This window comes from Corynebacterium sp. HMSC077G07 (assembly GCF_001809225.1).
In the GTDB taxonomy this organism is placed as follows: Bacteria; Actinomycetota; Actinomycetes; order Mycobacteriales; family Mycobacteriaceae; genus Corynebacterium; species Corynebacterium jeikeium_D.
On the sequence record NZ_KV796535.1, the window covers coordinates 150,575 to 168,668 of the forward strand.

Genomic DNA, 18,094 nt, shown 5'->3' on the forward strand with positions numbered 1-18,094 from the left:
AGTTCTTCCTATGGAGAAGCACAAGAACGAATCACCGGCCACCGCGATGACAGAATCGTCGGCAAGCGCGAAACCGCGTGCGCTGGTGACGGGTGGTGCGGGATTTATCGGTTCGACGCTGGTTGACCGGCTGCTGGCTGAAGGGTACGCAGTCACGGCGCTGGACGATCTCTCCCACGGAAAGCTGGAAAACCTCCAGCAGGCATCGCTTAACGACGACTTTGAGTTCATAACCGCCGATGTGCTGGAGGTGGACTGGGACGAGCTGCTCGAGCAAAGCGGCCCGGAGGTTATTTTCCACCTCGCAGCGCAGATTGATGTTCGGATTTCCGTGGCCGACCCGGTGCGAGATGCGACGCTGAACATCATTGGCACAATCAAACTTGCCGATGCGGCCCGAAAGCACGGTGTCCGCAAGGTTGTGTTTACATCTTCGGGCGGTTCCATCTACGGCACGCCGGAGGAGCTTCCGGTGACGGAAAACGTGCCGGTCAATCCGATGAGCCCCTATGCCGCCTCAAAGGCAACGGGCGAACTGTACTTGAATATGTTCCGCAATCTTTACGGGCTCGAATGCTCGCACATCGCGCCGGCGAATGTGTACGGCCCGCGGCAGGATCCGCACGGCGAGGCCGGTGTGGTTGCTATTTTCGCCCAGCGACTGCTGGCGGGAGAGCCAACCAAGGTATTCGGTGACGGAGGAAATACCCGCGACTATGTCTATGTCGACGATGTGGTGGATGCTTTCTACCGCGCATCCGGCGAGGTCGGTGGTGGAATGCGCTTTAATATTGGCACCGGCGTAGAAACCTCGGATCGGCAGCTGCACTCGTTGGTGGCGCAGGCTGCGGATGCCGAGGATAATCCAGAGTTTGCACCGCCGCGCACTGGTGATGTGGCGCGGTCGGCGTTGGATCCCACGCGGGCGCGTGAGGTACTCGGCTGGGAGCCAGCTATGAGTATTCAGGAAGGTGTTGCTCGTACTGTGGAGTACTTCCGGAATCAGGGCTAGCGCAGCTTACGCGGGCGGCTTCGCGCAGTCGTCCGCGTAGGTTAGCCGTGAGTCAGCCAGGTTACTTGCCAGCTTCCTCCGCGCGCTTGGCGTGGATGAGAGCCAGCTCGATATTGTCCTCGAACACGTCGAGAGGCTGTGCGCCCGAGACGAACTGAGTACCAACGAGGAAGCCCGGAGTACCGGAAATGCCCAGCATGGAACCGAACTGGGTGGCATTCTCGACCGCCTCGGTCCACTTGCCGTCCTTAAGCTCCTTTTCAAAGCGCTTCATGTCCGGCACACCGGCCTCACGAGCGACGGCAATCAGTTCCTTTTCAGTGAACTCCGGGTGGCCCTGGCCCTTTTCGCCGGCCTTCTTAAACAGCGCACGGGAGAACTCCCAGAACTTGCCCTGAGCTGCCGCGGCACGGCCGGCCTCAGCGTCCTTGATGGCCTTCTCACCATTGATGGCCATATCGTTCCACTCCAGGCGGACCAGTCCCTCATTGACGTACTTTTCCACGAGGGCAGACTCGGTTTCGTTTGCGAACTTCGCGCAGAACGGGCATTCGAAGTCCGAGTAGATTGAGATTACGACCGGCGCATCCACTGCACCGAGAGCAAAAGGATCATTTTCATTGCGGCGGTGGACATTGTCCATATCCTCCGGGGACTTCAGCTGCGCTCCCGCCTTTGGGCCGTAGATGCTGGCGTCGAAAGAGCCATTCGGGCCAGGTACAGGCGCAATTTCCCCCTTGCCTGGTGCAACGCCCGCCATGTTGACGGTGCTCACGCCGTTGAAGCTAGCCGAACGCGAGCCAGCGAAGAAGCCCGCTGCGCCGACAACGATCAATGCGACGACAGCTAGCGCCCATGCGGCGTTCGGAATCGAGTACCACGACTTGGTTTTTCCATCACTGTCGGCAGACCAGGACTCCAAGTCCTGTTCAGTGGGTACCGGCTGAGAAGCCTGCTGGGGTTCCTGCTGTGTCCCCTGCGGCGCTGCGTCTGCCGAGGGCTGCTGCGAATCGCTGCTGTTGTCAGCGGCGATGTTGTCCTTATTTTCTTCGCTCATGGCTTCTATGGAACCACAGCCTCAGATTCACATGCGCTTAGCGTGCCGATTAGTCGGACGGAGCGTTGTTCTCGGCGTTCGTCGCGCTGTCTTTTTGGCTGCTGTTCTGGCTGCCCGAAATCACAATTTCTTCTTCCGGACGCACAGCGGTCTTCAAGGCCACTGCACGAGCCAGTCGTGCGTAGCGCAGCTCCTGTTCGCGGAAGCGGATGTAGGACGACACCGTGGTAAACACGAACGCCAACACCAGTACGTAGAGCAGCAAATCGGTGCCCCGGGTCACACCAATCCAGTTGGCCACCACGGTCAGATCGTCGGGACGCACGATTGCCCACAGACACGCGATGACGAAAACGACGAATCCCAGTTTCACGCCCGCCTTGGCGCGCGCTTTACGACGGTTAGCGACGAAGTAAGCGACCAGGCCCACCATCGCCAGCAGCAAAATAATTTGAACGATGGATGCGGTCATGGCAGCCTCTTCGAAATCAGGGAGTCGGCAAGGATATTGACACCGTTGAACAAGGATTGCCCTTTGGACATGGAGTATTCCGTGTAGAGGATATCCACCGGCTGCTCAGCGGTACGCCAGCCTCTGTTGTCCATGACCTCGACAAATTCGGAGGCATGGCTCATGCCGTTCATGCGCAGGTTCAGTTGCTCTGCCACCGTGCGGTTGAAGGCGCGTAGGCCGTTGTGGGCGTCGGTAAGCCCGAGCCGGCGCGTGCGTGGTGACAACATGACCACCGTCTTGAGGACAATTCGCTTAATCAGCGGCACCTGGTCATCCTCGGCGCGAGGGCGGCCGAAACGGGTTCCCACAATGATGTCGATTGGTTCGGTGCGCAGTCGCTGCACCATAGCGACGACGTCCTTGACCTGGTGCTGGCCATCGGCGTCGAAGGTGACAAAGTACTTCGATCCAGCCTGCGCGCGAGCGTATTCCACGCCGGTCTGGATAGCGGCACCTTGACCCAAATTGACAGGGTGGTTGACCAGGTGAGCGCCGGCCCTGTGGATCTCCAGGCTGGAGTTATCCGAAGAGCCGTCGTTGACCGCGACAATGTTGGGGAAGGTCTCGCGAGCGTGCTCGAGAACCTCACGAATAACCTGGCCCTCGTTGTAGCACGGCACAATCAGCCAGGTGTCCGAGAAATCCATGTTGTCAGTCATCGCTCCGAAGCCTACCGCACAAACAATCGTCGATATGCGCGTGACATGAGCTGAGTTGGCAAAAGTCGGAAAAGTGTCCGCACCGCCAAGTTAAACACCGCCCGTGGCCGGGAAATCAGTCCCTCAGCTACCAGCGTGCGCTGGAGCTGGCGTTCACCGCGGATGATGCCGCGCGAGGTTCGTCGCTCGAACATGCCGTCGGCGCGGAAGTACACCAGCGGCTCGGGCAGATTCTTAAACTTCGCGCCAGCGGCCATGAGACGCACCCAGAGGTCATAGTCCTCCATCAGACGGATGTCGCGATACCCGCCGACCTCACGCACCTTCGCCGTGCGCAGCATCGAGGAGGGGTTATTTACAGGCGAATTGATCTTGATATAACGCGCAATCTCGGCGTGCGTCTGCGGCAGGGTCCGCACACGCACCACATTGTCCGGCGTGCCCTCGAACTCCGCCATTGCACTGCCCAGCACATCCAACTCCGGATTAGCGGTCAGCACGTCCCACTGCTTTTCAAAGCGGTCCGCACGCGCAATATCGTCCGCATCCAGCCGCGCCACCCATGGCGTTTCCACCAACTGAAGACCCGCCTGCGAAGCCACTCCCGAGCCGCCATTTTCCGCACACCGCAGCACGGTCATCTCCGAATGCGCCTGCTCATGCTTGACGACGACCCGGTCGAGTTCCTGCTCGATCGGGCCATCGATGACCACAATGACGTGCGCGGCCGGACGCGTCTGGTTCCACAGCGACTGCAGCGCAGCATCGAGCTGGTCGGGGACGACGCGGTGGTAGACGGTCATGAGAACCGTGAGGTTAGTGATGGTGGACATGTGAGTCTCGAACCTTGGGAGTTGCAGGGGGATGTGGACGGTTTTTTTGGGGGGGGGGGACGGCATTGGATGTGGGGGGTGTTATTCCACCGCAAAAGCCTCCGATACGGCTGACCTGGCAGCACGTGGGGAAAGTTTGCGCAGCGCAAGCAGGTGAATGACAACACCTACTGCAGAGCCTACGGCGATAGCCGCGACCGTGCGTACCGACAGGTGCCCAGGGAGGAAAAGAATGGCAACGGCGATCGTGGTCGCAGCCAACCAACCGATCAGATACATGTGGTGCTTTTCCACTGCCAAGGTGACCGAGCCGGTAATCATCAACATGGCGGTCAACGTCGCACCGAGCGTCAGCGCTGCGAGCACCGGCCCGGACACGTGATAGCTATCGTCCAGGATGAGAGTCATAATCCACGGGCCGATGAGCCATGCCAGGCCCGCCCCGAAGGTGCCGAAAGCAGCCAGCGCCCCCAACGGCTTGGCCAGCGCTGCCAGCACGCCTTCGGAGCGATGCCGGACAAAGCTCACAATGATGGCGTTTTGGAACTTCTCTAAGGGCATGAGCAGTGGAGCGCGGGTCAGCGTTACGGCGTAGGCGATACCCGCAATGGTCACCGCTGCGGTGAAGTTGTTGGCATGCGGCGGGGTAAGCGACTCGGCTATCCCTGCGCCAGTGGTGACCGCTTCGCCGGCAATCTTGACGATTGTCGGAAAACCTGTGACCAGCACAGCAGATGCGCCGGATGCGCCCATGGCCGTGACCATGAGAGTGATGAAGCGGCGCACCGGGACGTCGGCACGCGCGAACATGACCGAGCGGGTTGCCGGGGAAAACAGCGCGAGAATAAGCCAACTGACAGTGCCGAACACCGTGATAATCAGCCAGGCCAGCAGGCCCCAGCCGAAGTACCAGGCGATGAGTGCCAGAGCCACGCGCACGAGAATGTCAATCATGATTAGCGCGGCGTAGGGGCCCCACAGTTGGCGGCCGCTGAGCAGACCCGAGGTGGTTGCCTGCATAGAGTACAGCGCCAGACCAAAAGCCATGAGCAGAATTGCAGTGCCGGCGCCATCCTGCACGACCAGTGGGGCCCACAGCGGACCCGTCACTGCCATGGTGACGAAAGTAACTGCGGCGACGCCCAGGGACACTGTGATGGGACGAGCACCGAGAGTTTGACCCGCTTCCGAGGCTTCCTGCTCCTGGCTCTGCCCCTGCTCTCGATCCCGCTCCCGCGATTCCGCAGCACCGATTGCGCGCGTGGTCTCCTGCATCAGCCCGCCGAGAACACCCGTGAGCGCGAAGAAAAGCCCCCAGAACGCCACGAACTGCAGGTTTACCGCATTGGGAAGTGCGCGGGCCGAGATAATCAGCACCGCGAAGCTGCCTATCGCCGCGACAATCGTGGCCAGCGACAACCATTTGAAACCGGACATTGACGTGCCTCTAGCTCTCTAGTCCTTGGCCTTCGAGTAGCCGAGCTTTTCAAACTGAGCGGCCAGTTCCTCATCCACGATTGGAGCACCATTATCGTCGATGCCCTGGTCAGCAGGGGAGCGCGTCGGATCAGTGGGGAAGTCCGGCAAGGAGCTGCGTGACAGCCAGGAGTCAAAGATGACATCCAGGTGCGAGGTGGTGATGCCACGCTCGCGGCATACACGGTTGGCCAGTGCGCGGAAGTCCACTGCATCGACCACACTGTGGCGGTTGGTGGTGGTCCACTTGTGCACCAGGTCGAAGAACACCTCGTCGCCCAGCAGCAGACGCAGAGCGTGCACAGTCAGCGCGCCGCGCTTGTACAGACGGTCGTCGAACATCAGCTTGGGCCCTGGGTTGGCGATGACGATGTCCTGATCATCTTCAAGCAGGTCCAGGTAGTGCTTGCGGGCGTGCACATCCGCGCTGGCACCGCCGCTGACCTCGGACCACACCCACTCGGAATAGCAGGCAAAACCCTCGTTGAGCCAGATATCGCGCCACTGCGAAATGCCGACACTGTTGCCGAACCACTGGTGCGACAACTCGTGGGCAATCAGTCGATTCCACGTGTCCTTGCCGTCGGCGTGGTTGGCTCCGAAGATGGACAGACCCTGTGCCTCGATGGGGATCTCCAGGTCGTCTTCACAAATGACCACCTGGTAGGCACGGAAGGGGTAAGGGCCAAAGAGCTTGGCGAATTCATCGAGCATGCGTCCCTGGTCGCGGAAGTCGTGGCGGGCATTTGCCACCAACTCAGAGGGCACCCAGGCCACTACGGTCGAGGTCTGGCACGGCAGCTCGACCTTCTTAAACTGGCCGACATTGATGGTGGCCAAGTAGGAGGCCATGGGCTCCTCGGTGACAAACCGCCAGCGGCGGCGCGATCCGCCCACGTTCACCGGAGCGTCGGCAAGCCCTGGTGCGACGACCTCGTAGGGAGCGTCGGTGACCATCGTGAACTCGTAAAATGCCTTGACCTCGGGATCGTCATCGCAGGGGTACCACGACGCCGCGCCCACCGGCTGCGATGCCACGAGTGCACCGTTTTCGAGTTCCTCCCAGCCAATTTCGCCCCACTTCGAGCGCACCGGACGTGGCGTGCCCGAGTAAGTCACAATCAGCCGCAGCGTCTCGTCGGGAGCCAACTCGCGGTCAAAGGTGACGCGCAGCTTGCGTCCCGAATGGCGCCAGCGCTTTACATCGATTGAGTGTGCCTGCGAATCGGAAATCGCATCCACCGAATCGACCCCCAGCGCATCCGCAAAGTCGAGCGTGATGTGTGAGGTCCAAGCATTGATTTCGATATGCAGAGTCGCCGTCGCCTTCAGACGATTCGGCCCGACCCGATAATCGAGGTCCAGCTCGTATTTGTTCACCCGGAAACCCAGGTTGAACGCAATACCGGTATAAGGATTAGTGAAATCAGCGCTACTCACGGCTGTTACCTTACTTGAGCTTGTTCCACAGCCACGTAGATATGAGTGCCTCGACGAACGCGACCTGCGAATTATCCGCCGCACCGGCGTGGCCTCCTTCGGTATTTTCGTGATAATCCACCGGCTGTCCCGCTTCCTCCAGCAGCCACGCCAGGCTCCTCGCATGTGCCGGGTGGACACGGTCATCCCTGGTAGACGTCGTAATCAACGCTGGTGGGTAGGCGCGCTGCTCTCGCTTGACGACGCGCTGGACCGGCGAATACTGCGCAATCGCAGCCCGCTCGGTGGGGTCGTCCGGGTTTCCATATTCGGCCATCCAGGAGGCTCCTGCGGACAGCTTGTGGTAGCGCATCATGTCCGCCAGTGGCACCTGGGACACCACCGCTCCCACTAACTCCGGGTAGGAGGTGAGGCAGACTGCGGTCAGCAGCCCGCCGTTGGAACCACCGCGCACGCCCAGCTGTTCGCGCGTGCAGTAGCCACGTGCAACCAAATCGCGCAGTACGGCCTGATGATCCTCATAGACCCTCATCCGCTCAGTCTTGACCACCGAGGAGTGCCAGGTCGGGCCAAATTCGCCACCGCCACGCAGGTTGGCCTCCACGAAGTAGCCGCCCCGATCGAGCCAGGTCAGTCCACGAATCGCCGAGTACTGTGGGACCAGCGAGACCTCGAAACCGCCGTAGGCGTGCACGAGGGTAGGGGCTGGGTTCGGAGTGGGTGTGGCTGTGGTTGTCTCTGCACTAGCGCCTGCGTCGAAGCGGCCGGTGATGCGATACGGAATCCGCGTGCCATCGGCCGAGGTCGCCCAGTGCTGCCGCGTCTCCATCACCTCACTGTCGAAGAGCGCCGGAGCACGCCGCACTTCCGTGAGCGGGTTGCCGACTTGCCCGTACCAGAGAGTTGCCGGCTGCGTTGCCGAGGTCGACACCAACCAGATTTCATCGTCGCGTTCAGAGGCCGTATCAATCACGCTCACAGTGGCCTGTGCCGGTAACTCGCCGAAAGCCTCCACCGGCTCCCACGAGCCCTCCCGCAACACGACCAACTTCGTCGCCACATCCTCCAACAGCGTCAACACCAGGAAGTTCTTCGTCCACGCCAGCTGCTGGAACGAGGTGTGCGCATCAGGGGTGAAAATCACCTCCACCTCACGCGAGCCCGCCAGCCACTTATCGAGCTCCACAACGGCCACGCCACCAGCCGGAATGCCATTGAACTCCGTGCGGGGCATCAACACCAACCACTGCCGATGGACACTCGTGCGACAGTCCTGCGGCACCTCCAGGATCTGCAGGGAAAAGTCCCCATTCTGCTGCGCCGCCAACTTGCCCGGACGCTCCGCTGCCACGAACCGCTGCGAATTATAAAAATCATGCGCACGCTCGACAAACAGCCGCTCGAAACCCTCCGTCGCGTCGAACCAGCCGCCCACGGCCACATCATCACTGTGGCCTGAGAAAATCACATCCGCGCTTGACGACGGCATGCCGCGCCGCCACCTCCGCACCTGCCGCGGGTAGCCCGAATCCGTCAGTGACCCCGGACCAAAGTCACTGCCAACGAGAATCTCGTCACGGCCCAACCAACAGACATCGGACTTCGCCTCCGTGAGGTAGAACGGCTCATCCTCCACAAAAGTGCAGTTGACGAGGTCAAACTCCCGCACCACAGTGGCATCGGCGCCGCCGCGAGAGAGCAGAATCAACGCGCGGTCATACTCCGGATAACGGCACACCGTGCCCTTCCAGACCCAGTTTTCTCCCTCGGCTTTCGCCAGCGCATCGAGGTCGATGAGAGTTTCCCACTCGGTCGCCTGCGGATCGTCCTGGCCAGCCAGATAGCTCTGCAACGAGGTGCGCCGCCACAGGCCCCGCGGATGCTCGGCATCCCGCCAGAAGTTATAGAGGTACTCGCCGCGCCGCACCGGGTATGCGATCCGGGCATCGGTGTTGAGCGCAGCCAGGATGCGTTGTTCCAGGTTGGTGCGGTCGCTGGTGTCGTCGGCAAGCGAATCGACACCTGCGACGGTGGCCTCCGACTGCGCGCGGGCCCACGCCAGCGCCTGGGAGCCGTCGATATCGTCCAGCCAATCGGGGACAAGATCAGTGGAGAGGAAGGAGAGATTGTTGCCCAAGTCGGTGTCCGTGTCGGTGCCCATGCCCACCACCGTAGCCGACCGCAGTAGGTAAAACCGGGACTCGCGCGTGAAGTAAAGACAAGTCGTGCGTAGACTTGTGCACGTGGCTGAACATTTTGATCTTGTAGTACTCGGCGGCGGTCCTGGCGGATACGTCGCAGCAATCCGTGCATCCCAGCTGGGCCTGAAGACTGCCGTGGTGGAGAAGCAATACTGGGGCGGTGTCTGCCTCAACGTTGGCTGTATTCCATCCAAGTCTCTGTTGAAGAACGCCGAGGTGGCGCACATTTTCAACCATGAGGCTAAGACCTTCGGTATCTCCGGCGATGTCTCCTTTGACTTCGGTGCCGCACACGCGCGTTCGCGCAAGGTGTCCGCGGGCATCGTCAAGGGTGTTCATTTCCTGATGAAGAAGAACAAGATCACCGAAATCAACGGTTTCGGTGAATTCACTGGCCCGACCTCCATGGCCATCACTGATGGCGATGACAAGGGCAAGGAAATTACCTTCGACAAGGCGATTATTGCGACCGGTTCTGTCGTCCGTTCCCTGCCGGGCGTTGAGGTCGGCGGCAACATCGTTTCCTACGAAGAGCAGATTCTCTCCGACGAGCTGCCGGACTCCATGGTTATTGTCGGCGCTGGCGCCATCGGTATGGAGTTCGCATACGTCTTGGCTAACTACGGCGTGGATGTCACCATCGTCGAGTTCATGGACAACGTTCTACCGAACGAGGACGCAGACGTCTCCAAGGTTATTGCCAAGGAATACAAGAAGCTGGGCGTCAAGCTCATGACCGGACACAAGACCACCTCCATCGTGGACAATGGTGACTCGGTTGAGGTCAAGGTCGAGGCCAAGGATGGCGGCGACGAGCAGACTCTGACCGTCGACCGCGTTATGGTCTCCATCGGCTTCGCACCGCGCACCGAGGGCATCGGCCTGGACAAGGCTGGTGTTGAGTTGGGCGAGCGCGGCGAGATTGTCATCGACGAGTACATGCGCACCAACGTCGACAACATCTACGCCATCGGTGACGTCACCATGAAGCTGCAGCTGGCACATGTCGCTGAGGCACAGGGCGTTATTGCAGCCGAGCACATGGCGGGTCACGAGACCGAGACTATCCCGGACTACAACATGATGCCGCGCGCAACCTTCTGTAACCCACAGGTTGGTTCCTTCGGTAAGACCGAGGCACAGGCCAAGAAGTGGGCAGAGGAGAACGGTCGCGAGATTAAGGTCTCCACCTTCCCGTTCTCTGCAAACGGTAAGGCCCAGGGGCTGGCGGAGCCGGCTGGTTTCGTGAAGCTCATTGCAGATGCCGAATACGGCGAGCTGCTGGGTGGCCATATGGTGGGTGCCAACGTTTCCGAGCTCATGCCGCAGCTGGTTCTGGCTGAGAAGTACGAGCTGACCACTGAGGAAATCGGCCGCGCCGTCCACATTCACCCGACCATGTCCGAGGCTATGAAGGAAGCAGCTGAGGGCGTTATGGGCAAGATGATCAACCTGTAAGAGGTTGTGGCTCTGCCCTGGGGCCAGTTTTCGCTGGTCCTGGCTCTCACTGGGCTGGTCCCGGTTCAGGCAAATACGAGTTAGTGCTTAAGTTTATGACAGTTTGACCGTGAAAATCGGTGCGAAAGTGTCATAAACTTAAGCACTTTCTTTTTGGGTCTTCCTTTTTTTTGGGGGGGGGAGCATCCTGCGCGAACCAAGCCCCCGCAAACAGGCCGGCTCCGCGCCCGTCGTAAAGCGAACTAGTACGGCGAGACGGTGGAGCGGTGCATGTTGATGTCGATATCGCGATGGATCGGCGGGAACGCGCGCTGCGGACATGCCTCGCGGGAGCAGACCCTGCAGCCGGCACCGATTGGAGTGGCGGCGTCGAGGTCCGCGAGATCGAGACCATCGGCGTACACGGTGCGCTCAGCGTGACGGGCCTCGCAGCCCAAACCGATGGCAAAAACCTTACCTGGCTTACCGAAACGTGCCGCGTGATGCTCCACGGTCCGCGAGATCCACATGTACGGCCGACCATCCGGCATGAGCGCGACCTGCCGCATGACTTTGCCGGGGTAGGAGAAAGTCTCGTAGACGTTCCACAGCGGGCAGGTACCGCCCGAATGCGTGAAGTGGAAGCCCGTGGCGGATTGACGTTTGGACATGTTGCCCGCGCGGTCGACGCGCACGAATGTCCACGGGATGCCGCGCAAGCTGGGGCGTTGCATCGTGGACAATCGGTGGCAGATGGTCTCGTAGCCGACACCGTAAGTGCGCGACAACAGCTCGATGTCGTAGCGCTTCGACTCAGCCATCGCATGGAACGACTCATACGGCAGAATCAGCGCCGCCGCGTAATACGTCGCGACTCCGCGCTGCGCCAGCTTCCGCGACTCCTCCGACATGAAATGCCCGGACGCGACGGCCTCGGAAATGGTCTCGCCCTGCTCCAAAAACCCCAGCTCCGTGGCCATGCGGAAGGCCCGCTGTCCCGGCGAGAGGTGCCGCGCGAGGTAGAGCGTCTTCGTCCGCCGATCAAGGCTGTGCTGCACATCGCCTAACGACGATTCCAGCGCAATCCGAATCCCATGGTCGTTGGACAGCCTGTCGGCCAGCACAGAGACCACATCGGTGGTCTCGTCGGTGATGCGCAGCTCGCGGGCCAGCTCCTCAGCGGCGGTGTCGACCGAAGCGATGTAGTTCTGGCGGGCGTAGAAGTAGTCGCGGACCTCCTCATGAGGCATGGTCAGCGCCTGTGAACCGGAGGCGGTGTCGGTGCTGTTGCCGAAGTTGCGCTCCTCGGTGGCCAGAGAGAGTTTGTCCGTGACGTTGCGGTAGCGGCGGTGAATGTCCACCATGATGCGGGCGATATCAGGGTGGTCGCGAACCATTTCCGAGATCTCCTGCAGATCCATGGGAGACTTAGCGATCTCCTTGTCCATTACCACGTCCTGGACCTCAGCGAGGAGGCGGGAGTCGTCATCTCGGGAGAAGAAAGTCGCGTCAACGCCGAATGTGTCCGTGATGCGGAGCAGCACGGGCACAGTCAGCGGGCGGACGTCGTGCTCAATCTGGTTGACGTAACTAGCCGAGAGGCCCAACGCCTGTGCGAGCGCAGCCTGGCTGAGGTCGCGCTCGCGGCGTAGCTGGCGGAGGCGGGATCCGACATAGGTTTTCGACATACTGCCCAGCATATCGCGGGCTTTGCTGAACTTGTGTAGAAAACCGTTGCAACCTTTGCTTACGTGTGTAGGTGCTGAGGTTCTCAGGCACGCTTCACGACGGCCCGGAGTCGACACGTCGATGAACACACAAAAACACCCAGCGGTGGCTGCAGGTGCAGCCCTCGCTGGGTGTTGAAGCTAGGTCTTAGACCTAAGCCCTAAGCCGAGTGACTTAGAACTGACCCTCCTCGGTGGAGCCCTTCAGGGCGGTGGTGGAGGAGTTCGGGTCGACGGTGGTGGCGATGCGGTCGAAGTAACCAGCGCCAACCTCGCGCTGGTGCTTGACAGCGGTGAAGCCGCGCTTCTCGGCAGCCTCGAACTCGCGGTTCTGCAGGTCGACGAATGCGGACATCTGCTCGCGAGCGTAGCCGTAAGCCAGGTCGAACATGCCGTAGTTCAGGGCGTGGAAGCCAGCCAGGGTGATGAACTGGAACTTGAAGCCCATCTTGCCCAGCTCGTTCTGGAACTTGGCGATCTCGTCCTTCTCGAGGTGAGCGGACCAGTTGAAGGACGGGGAGCAGTTGTAAGCCAGGAGCTGGTCCGGGTACTCAGACTTGACGCCCTCAGCGAACTTCTTAGCCAGCTCGAGGTCCGGAGTACCGGTTTCCATCCAGATCATGTCAGCGTACGGAGCGTAGGACTTTGCGCGCGCGATGCACGGCTCCAGGCCGTTCTGGACGTGGTAGAAGCCCTCGGAGGTGCGGTCACCGGTGATGAACTTCTGGTCGCGCTCATCAACGTCGGAGGTGATGAGGGTAGCGGCCTCAGCGTCGGTGCGGGCGATGATGACGGTCGGGGTGTTGGAGACGTCAGCAGCCAGGCGAGCAGAGGTCAGGGTACGGATGTGCTGCTGGGTCGGAATCAGGACCTTGCCGCCCAGGTGGCCACACTTCTTCTCAGAAGCAAGCTGGTCCTCCCAGTGGGTACCAGCGGCACCAGCGTTGATCATGGCCTTCTGCAGCTCGTAGACGTTCAGAGCGCCACCGAAGCCAGCCTCACCGTCAGCGACGATCGGCAGCAGCCAGTTGTCGACGGAGTCGTCGCCCTCGATGCGAGCGATCTCGTCTGCGCGGAGCAGAGCGTTGTTGATGCGGCGAACGACGTTCGGCACGGAGTTAGCCGGGTACAGGGACTGGTCCGGGTAGGTGTGGCCGGAGAGGTTAGCGTCACCAGCAACCTGCCAACCGGAGAGGTAGACAGCCTTCAGGCCAGCGCGAGCCTGCTGAACGGCCATGTTACCGGTCAGTGCACCCAGAGCGTTGATGTAGGAGTCGTCCTTAACGTTGACGCCTTCCCACAGGATCTCAGCGCCACGGCGAGCGAGGGTGTTCTCCTCGACGACGGTGCCCTGGAGCTCAGCGACCTGCTCAGCGGTGTAGTCGCGGGTGATACCTTCCCAGCGCGGGTTCTCGTCCCAATCCTTCTGGATTTCGGCGGCGGTACGTGCCTTACCAACGTTAGACATAAACGGAGTCACTTCCTTTTGCTTGCTTTTTGAACTCCGGGTGCTGACTTAAGAACAATTCCGACAGAACCGATCTACAGGCTGACCCGATAGTGACCGCGGTGTCACGTGAATGCAGGGGGCGCTAGCAAAGTGCTGTACCCCTGCACACAAACACGCGAACAAAAACAATGTCCGCTTCCGCGTGCCATGTCTCACATTTTGGGGCATAGCGCTACGTTCGTCAAGCAGCTTCCGATGTGAATTCAAGTATGTAATACGGATAACACTTGTGAAGATTGCAAACATTGTGATGTGTAGCTTGGCTTTAACAATTTTCGCCTGTGACCGGCCGGTACATTTGTACTGTTATTTCCCTATGGCGGACTCGCGAATAATGTTCCCCCCGCTTTGGGGTGATTTATATTTTGGTATTTATCAAAGCTGGCCGTTAACAGTGTTTGGGGTTTAGGGGGTGTTTCGCTACCCCCGAAATTACGGCCGTAAAGGTGGAAACGGGCTTCTAAATACACTGCCGTTACACCGTCAGTACCCCGCCGGAGCATCCCTGGGTAGTGGCCAGGGTCTCGGTTGTCATCTCGCTTTTATGGTCTGGTTTGAAGGCGGAGGCTGTAGCGACGTGATTGGTCGCTGGCCGTTGATATGCAGGTCGCAATAGTAAATGTCTGTGAGGCGCGACACTTTCCCATTGTGTGTGGTGTTCTGTGGCTGGAGGAAAGAGTGCCGGGGATGCTGTAGTCAATGCGGGTGGGGGAGGGCTGGTTGTGGCGTCAGGACTGAATGCCCGAATGGTCATTGGGGAGGGGTGGGGTCTGTTCGCAGGGTGCTCGTCGTAAAGCGAATGAAATGGCAAATGTGAGCGGCGCTATACCGGGCTGGCGGTTGGCGGTTATGGAAAAAGACGGTTCATAAGTGCGCCGAATCACATACAGTAGGGGAACAACGCATCCAGTGTGAGCCGCTGACGTGGCCGTGGCTGGATGGGCAAATTGCAATCAATAGTTTTGAGGAGAGCAATGGCACAGCGTATTTCGGCAGGTGGAATGCAGGTCGCGAAGGTTCTTTACGACTTCGTTAATGACACCGCACTCCCCGCCGCCGGCATTGAGGACAAGGACGCGTTCTGGAACGGCTTCGGTGACATTGTCGCTAAGTACACTCCGCGCAACCGCGAGCTGCTGGCCAAGCGCGATGAGCTGCAGGAAAAGCTCGACGCTTGGTACAAGGAACACCCGGGCGAGCAGAATCAGGATGAGTACGTCGCATTCCTGAAGGAAATTGGCTACCTCGTTGACAACCCGGGTGACTTCCAGGTCACTACCGCTAACGTCGACACCGAGATCACTTCCACGGCTGGCCCGCAGCTGGTTGTGCCGGTTCTCAACGCCCGTTTCGCCATCAACGCTGCGAACGCACGCTGGGGCTCGCTTTACGACGCGCTGTACGGCACCAACGCTATTCCTGAAGATGGCGGTGCGGAGAAGGACACCCCGGGCTACAACAAGGTCCGCGGTGACCGCGTTATCGCATGGGGTCGTAACTTCCTGGACAAGGCTCTGCCGCTGGTCGACGGTTCCCACGCGGACGTCACCTCTTACGACATCGTCGACGGTCACCTGCAGGCAACCCTGGAAGACGGCGCTACCTCCGGTCTGCGCGAGCCGGAGACCCTGGTCGGCTACACCGGTGACAAGGACGCGCCGGAGTCCATTTACTTCAAGCACAACGGTCTGCACATCCAGCTGCTGATTGACCCGGAGTCCCCGGTTGGCAAGACCGACAAGGCTGGCGTCAAGGACATCATCCTGGAAGCCGCTGTCACCAACATCATGGATCTCGAGGACTCTGTCGCCGCAGTTGACGCTGCAGACAAGACCCTGGGTTACACCAACTGGCTGGGTCTGAACGTCGGTGACCTCGCAGTCGAGTTCACCCGTGGCGGCAAGAAGCTGTCCCGTACCATCAATGACGACCGCACCTACACCGCGCTTGACGGTTCCGAGGTCACCCTGCACGGTCGTTCCCTGAACCTGGTCCGTAACGTCGGCCACCTGATGCAGAACCCGGCCATCCTCGACCGCGACGGCGAGGAGATTTTCGAGGGCATCATGGATGCCGTCGTCACCGCTGTGTGTGCAATCCCGGGCCTGGACCAGGACAACGCACGTAAGAACTCCCGTACCGGTTCGATCTACATCGTGAAGCCGAAGCAGCACGGCCCGGATGAGGCTGCATTCACCAACGAGCTGTTCGCAGACGTTGAGAAGCTGCTGGGTCTTCCGCACAACACCCTGAAGGTCGGCCTGATGGACGAGGAGCGTCGTACCTCCGTCAACCTGGACGCCGCCATCAAGGCTGTTTCCGAGCGTGTCGTCTTCATTAACACCGGCTTCATGGACCGCACTGGTGATGAGATCCACACCTCCATCCAGGCTGGTCCGATGTTCCGCAAGGCTGTTCAGAAGACCGCTCCGTGGATGCTGGCTTACGAGGACAACAACGTCGACTCCGGTCTGGCACACGGCCTGCAGGGCAAGGCTCAGATTGGCAAGGGCATGTGGGCCATGACCGAGCAGATGGCTGAGCTGCTGGAGCAGAAGATCGGTCAGCCGAAGCAGGGTGCTTCCACCGCATGGGTTCCGTCCCCGACCGGTGGTGTGCTGCACGCTACCCACTACCACGAGGTTGACGTCTTCGGCGTTCAGGACAAGCTGCTTACCGACGGTCGCCGCGACTCCATGGGTGACCTGCTCACCATCCCGGTAGCGGCAGCTAAGGCTGGCGAGCCGGGCGCTGACTGGTCCGATGAGGACAAGGCTAACGAGCTGGACAACAACTGCCAGTCCATCCTGGGCTACGTTATCCGCTGGGTTGAGCAGGGTGTTGGCTGCTCCAAGGTGCCGGACATCAACGATGTTGACCTGATGGAGGACCGCGCTACCCTGCGTATTTCCTCCCAGACTCTGGCTAACTGGCTGCTGCACGGTGTTGTCACCGAGGAGCAGATCATCGATTCGCTGGAGCGCATGGCCGAGGTCGTTGACCGCCAGAACGAGGGCGATGAGGCATACCTGCCGATGGCCCCGGACTTCGACAAGTCCATTGGTTTCCAGGCTGCCAAGGAGCTCATCCTCGATGGTGTGAACCAGCCGTCCGGTTACACCGAGCCGATCCTGCACCGCCGTCGCCTGGAGTTCAAGAAGCGCGAGGGCATCGACCAGGACTAATTCTTGGTCGGGCTGCGGCTGCCGAGCCTGCAATAACAAAATAGATATCCAAACTGCCGGTGTGTAGGTGGTATTGGCTAACCTCTGATGCCAATTCCGCATGCGCGCCGGCAGTTTTGTTTTTGGGGGAAGCGCACCATGATTCTCGGATTCGAGATACCCGGGTTCGCAAGCGGGGTAGGGGCAACGTTGCTAGCGTTGATTGGGAAGTTAATTGAGAATATGCAGTCTGCAACGTCCAAGGAGCTGCGACCCCCCATGACTAATTCCACGACCGACAGTGCTACCAACCTCGCCAAGGCCAAAGAATTCCTCCATAGCGCGGGCGCAATCCTCTTTGACCTCGACGGGGTAATTACCCCTACTGCCGATGTTCACGAGCAGGCGTGGGCGGACATGTTTAGCGACTACTTCGAGCACAAGGGTGTCTCGGCCTACACAGAGGAGGACTACTTCACCTACCTCGATGGCCGCCGCCGCGATGAGGGCATCGCAGCAATCCTGGAATCTCGCGGCATTTCGCTGCCACACGGTAGCGATGAGGACACAGCGAAAGACGAGACGATTGTCGGGCTCGGGAAGCGCAAAAATGATGACTTCTTGGCGCGAGTCGAGAGGGGAATTGAGGCCTACCCGGGGTCGGTTGCGCTGCTCGACGAGTTACAGGGCGCGAGGGACTCGTCGGCAAGCGAAAAACCGCAGTTGGCGGTGGTTAGCTCGTCGAAGAACGCGGTGCCGGTGCTGACGGCCGCTGGGCTGCGTGAGCGGTTCGTGGAGATTGTTGACGGCGTGGTGGCGCATGAGAACAACCTGCCGGGTAAGCCAGCCGCCGATACTTTCGTGTACGCGGCGAAGAATCTGGGGGTGGCGCCGCGCGATGCTGTGGTGGTCGAGGATGCCATCAGTGGTGTGCAAGCGGGTGCAGCCGGCGCATTTGGTCTGGTCATTGGTGTTGACCGCGGTGCTGGTGCGGAAGCGCTGCGCCGAGCGGGCGCCGACGTTGTGGTCAGTGACTTGGCGGCACTCGTCTAGGCTGGCTCGTG

The 18,094-nt window shown here is 60.3% G+C and carries 13 protein-coding genes; 4 read left to right on the forward strand and 9 right to left on the reverse strand.

Translation table 11 applies throughout. The features are described from left to right. The first annotated feature begins 46 nt into the window (after positions 1-46). The gene (locus tag HMPREF2562_RS06405; protein WP_038629306.1) at positions 47-1,012 is read left to right on the forward strand and encodes a GDP-mannose 4,6-dehydratase; all 966 of its coding nucleotides are present in this window, start codon (positions 47-49) and stop codon (positions 1,010-1,012) included. A 61-nt stretch (positions 1,013-1,073) separates the two neighbouring features. On the opposite strand, the gene HMPREF2562_RS06410 is transcribed toward HMPREF2562_RS06405, so the two are convergent. The 7 genes from HMPREF2562_RS06410 to HMPREF2562_RS06440 form a co-directional block, all read right to left on the reverse strand. Then, positions 1,074-2,069 carry a DsbA family protein gene (locus tag HMPREF2562_RS06410; RefSeq protein ID WP_049172390.1) on the reverse strand — a complete coding sequence of 332 codons (996 nt, stop codon included), beginning with the start codon at positions 2,067-2,069 and terminating at the stop codon, positions 1,074-1,076. A 49-nt stretch (positions 2,070-2,118) separates the two neighbouring features. Next, complete coding sequence (locus HMPREF2562_RS06415; protein WP_049172389.1) at positions 2,119-2,541, reverse strand: DUF2304 domain-containing protein; 423 nt, start codon at positions 2,539-2,541, stop codon at positions 2,119-2,121. Further along, positions 2,538-3,230, reverse strand: a complete 693-nt coding sequence (locus tag HMPREF2562_RS06420; protein ID WP_048732520.1) for a glycosyltransferase family 2 protein — start codon at positions 3,228-3,230, stop codon at positions 2,538-2,540. The genes HMPREF2562_RS06415 and HMPREF2562_RS06420 overlap by 4 nt, the downstream gene beginning before the upstream one ends. A gap of 23 nt (positions 3,231-3,253) precedes the next feature. Continuing rightward, the gene (locus tag HMPREF2562_RS06425; protein ID WP_070549777.1) at positions 3,254-4,075 is read right to left on the reverse strand and encodes a glycosyltransferase; all 822 of its coding nucleotides are present in this window, start codon (positions 4,073-4,075) and stop codon (positions 3,254-3,256) included. An 81-nt stretch (positions 4,076-4,156) separates the two neighbouring features. Then, positions 4,157-5,512, reverse strand: a complete 1,356-nt coding sequence (locus tag HMPREF2562_RS06430; protein WP_070549778.1) for a lipopolysaccharide biosynthesis protein — start codon at positions 5,510-5,512, stop codon at positions 4,157-4,159. A gap of 18 nt (positions 5,513-5,530) precedes the next feature. Then, positions 5,531-6,991, reverse strand: coding sequence for a M1 family metallopeptidase (locus tag HMPREF2562_RS06435; RefSeq protein WP_016421956.1), 1,461 nt, complete (start codon positions 6,989-6,991; stop codon positions 5,531-5,533). A gap of 10 nt (positions 6,992-7,001) precedes the next feature. After that, positions 7,002-9,152: a prolyl oligopeptidase family serine peptidase gene (locus HMPREF2562_RS06440; RefSeq protein WP_083295714.1), complete on the reverse strand. Its 2,151-nt coding sequence runs from the start codon at positions 9,150-9,152 to the stop codon at positions 7,002-7,004. Positions 9,153-9,234: 82 nt separating this feature from the next. Between HMPREF2562_RS06440 and lpdA the strand changes: the two genes are divergently transcribed. Then, a complete protein-coding gene (lpdA, locus tag HMPREF2562_RS06445) occupies positions 9,235-10,650 on the forward strand; it encodes a dihydrolipoyl dehydrogenase (protein WP_049189521.1) in 1,416 nt (471 codons plus the stop codon). A gap of 242 nt (positions 10,651-10,892) precedes the next feature. On the opposite strand, the gene ramB is transcribed toward lpdA, so the two are convergent. Together ramB and aceA are read right to left on the reverse strand one after the other, a co-directional pair. Then, positions 10,893-12,317, reverse strand: coding sequence for an acetate metabolism transcriptional regulator RamB (ramB, locus tag HMPREF2562_RS06450; RefSeq protein WP_038629316.1), 1,425 nt, complete (start codon positions 12,315-12,317; stop codon positions 10,893-10,895). A gap of 214 nt (positions 12,318-12,531) precedes the next feature. Beyond that, entirely contained in the window at positions 12,532-13,824 is a 1,293-nt protein-coding gene (gene aceA, locus HMPREF2562_RS06455; protein ID WP_070549779.1) for an isocitrate lyase, read from the reverse strand. A gap of 1,016 nt (positions 13,825-14,840) precedes the next feature. Between aceA and HMPREF2562_RS06460 the strand changes: the two genes are divergently transcribed. Both HMPREF2562_RS06460 and HMPREF2562_RS06465 read left to right on the forward strand, forming a co-directional pair. Continuing rightward, on the forward strand, positions 14,841-17,051 hold the full coding sequence (locus HMPREF2562_RS06460; protein ID WP_070549780.1) for a malate synthase G: 2,211 nt from the start codon (positions 14,841-14,843) through the stop codon (positions 17,049-17,051). Positions 17,052-17,309: 258 nt separating this feature from the next. After that, complete coding sequence (locus tag HMPREF2562_RS06465; protein WP_172620228.1) at positions 17,310-18,083, forward strand: HAD family hydrolase; 774 nt, start codon at positions 17,310-17,312, stop codon at positions 18,081-18,083. Positions 18,084-18,094 lie beyond the last annotated feature (11 nt).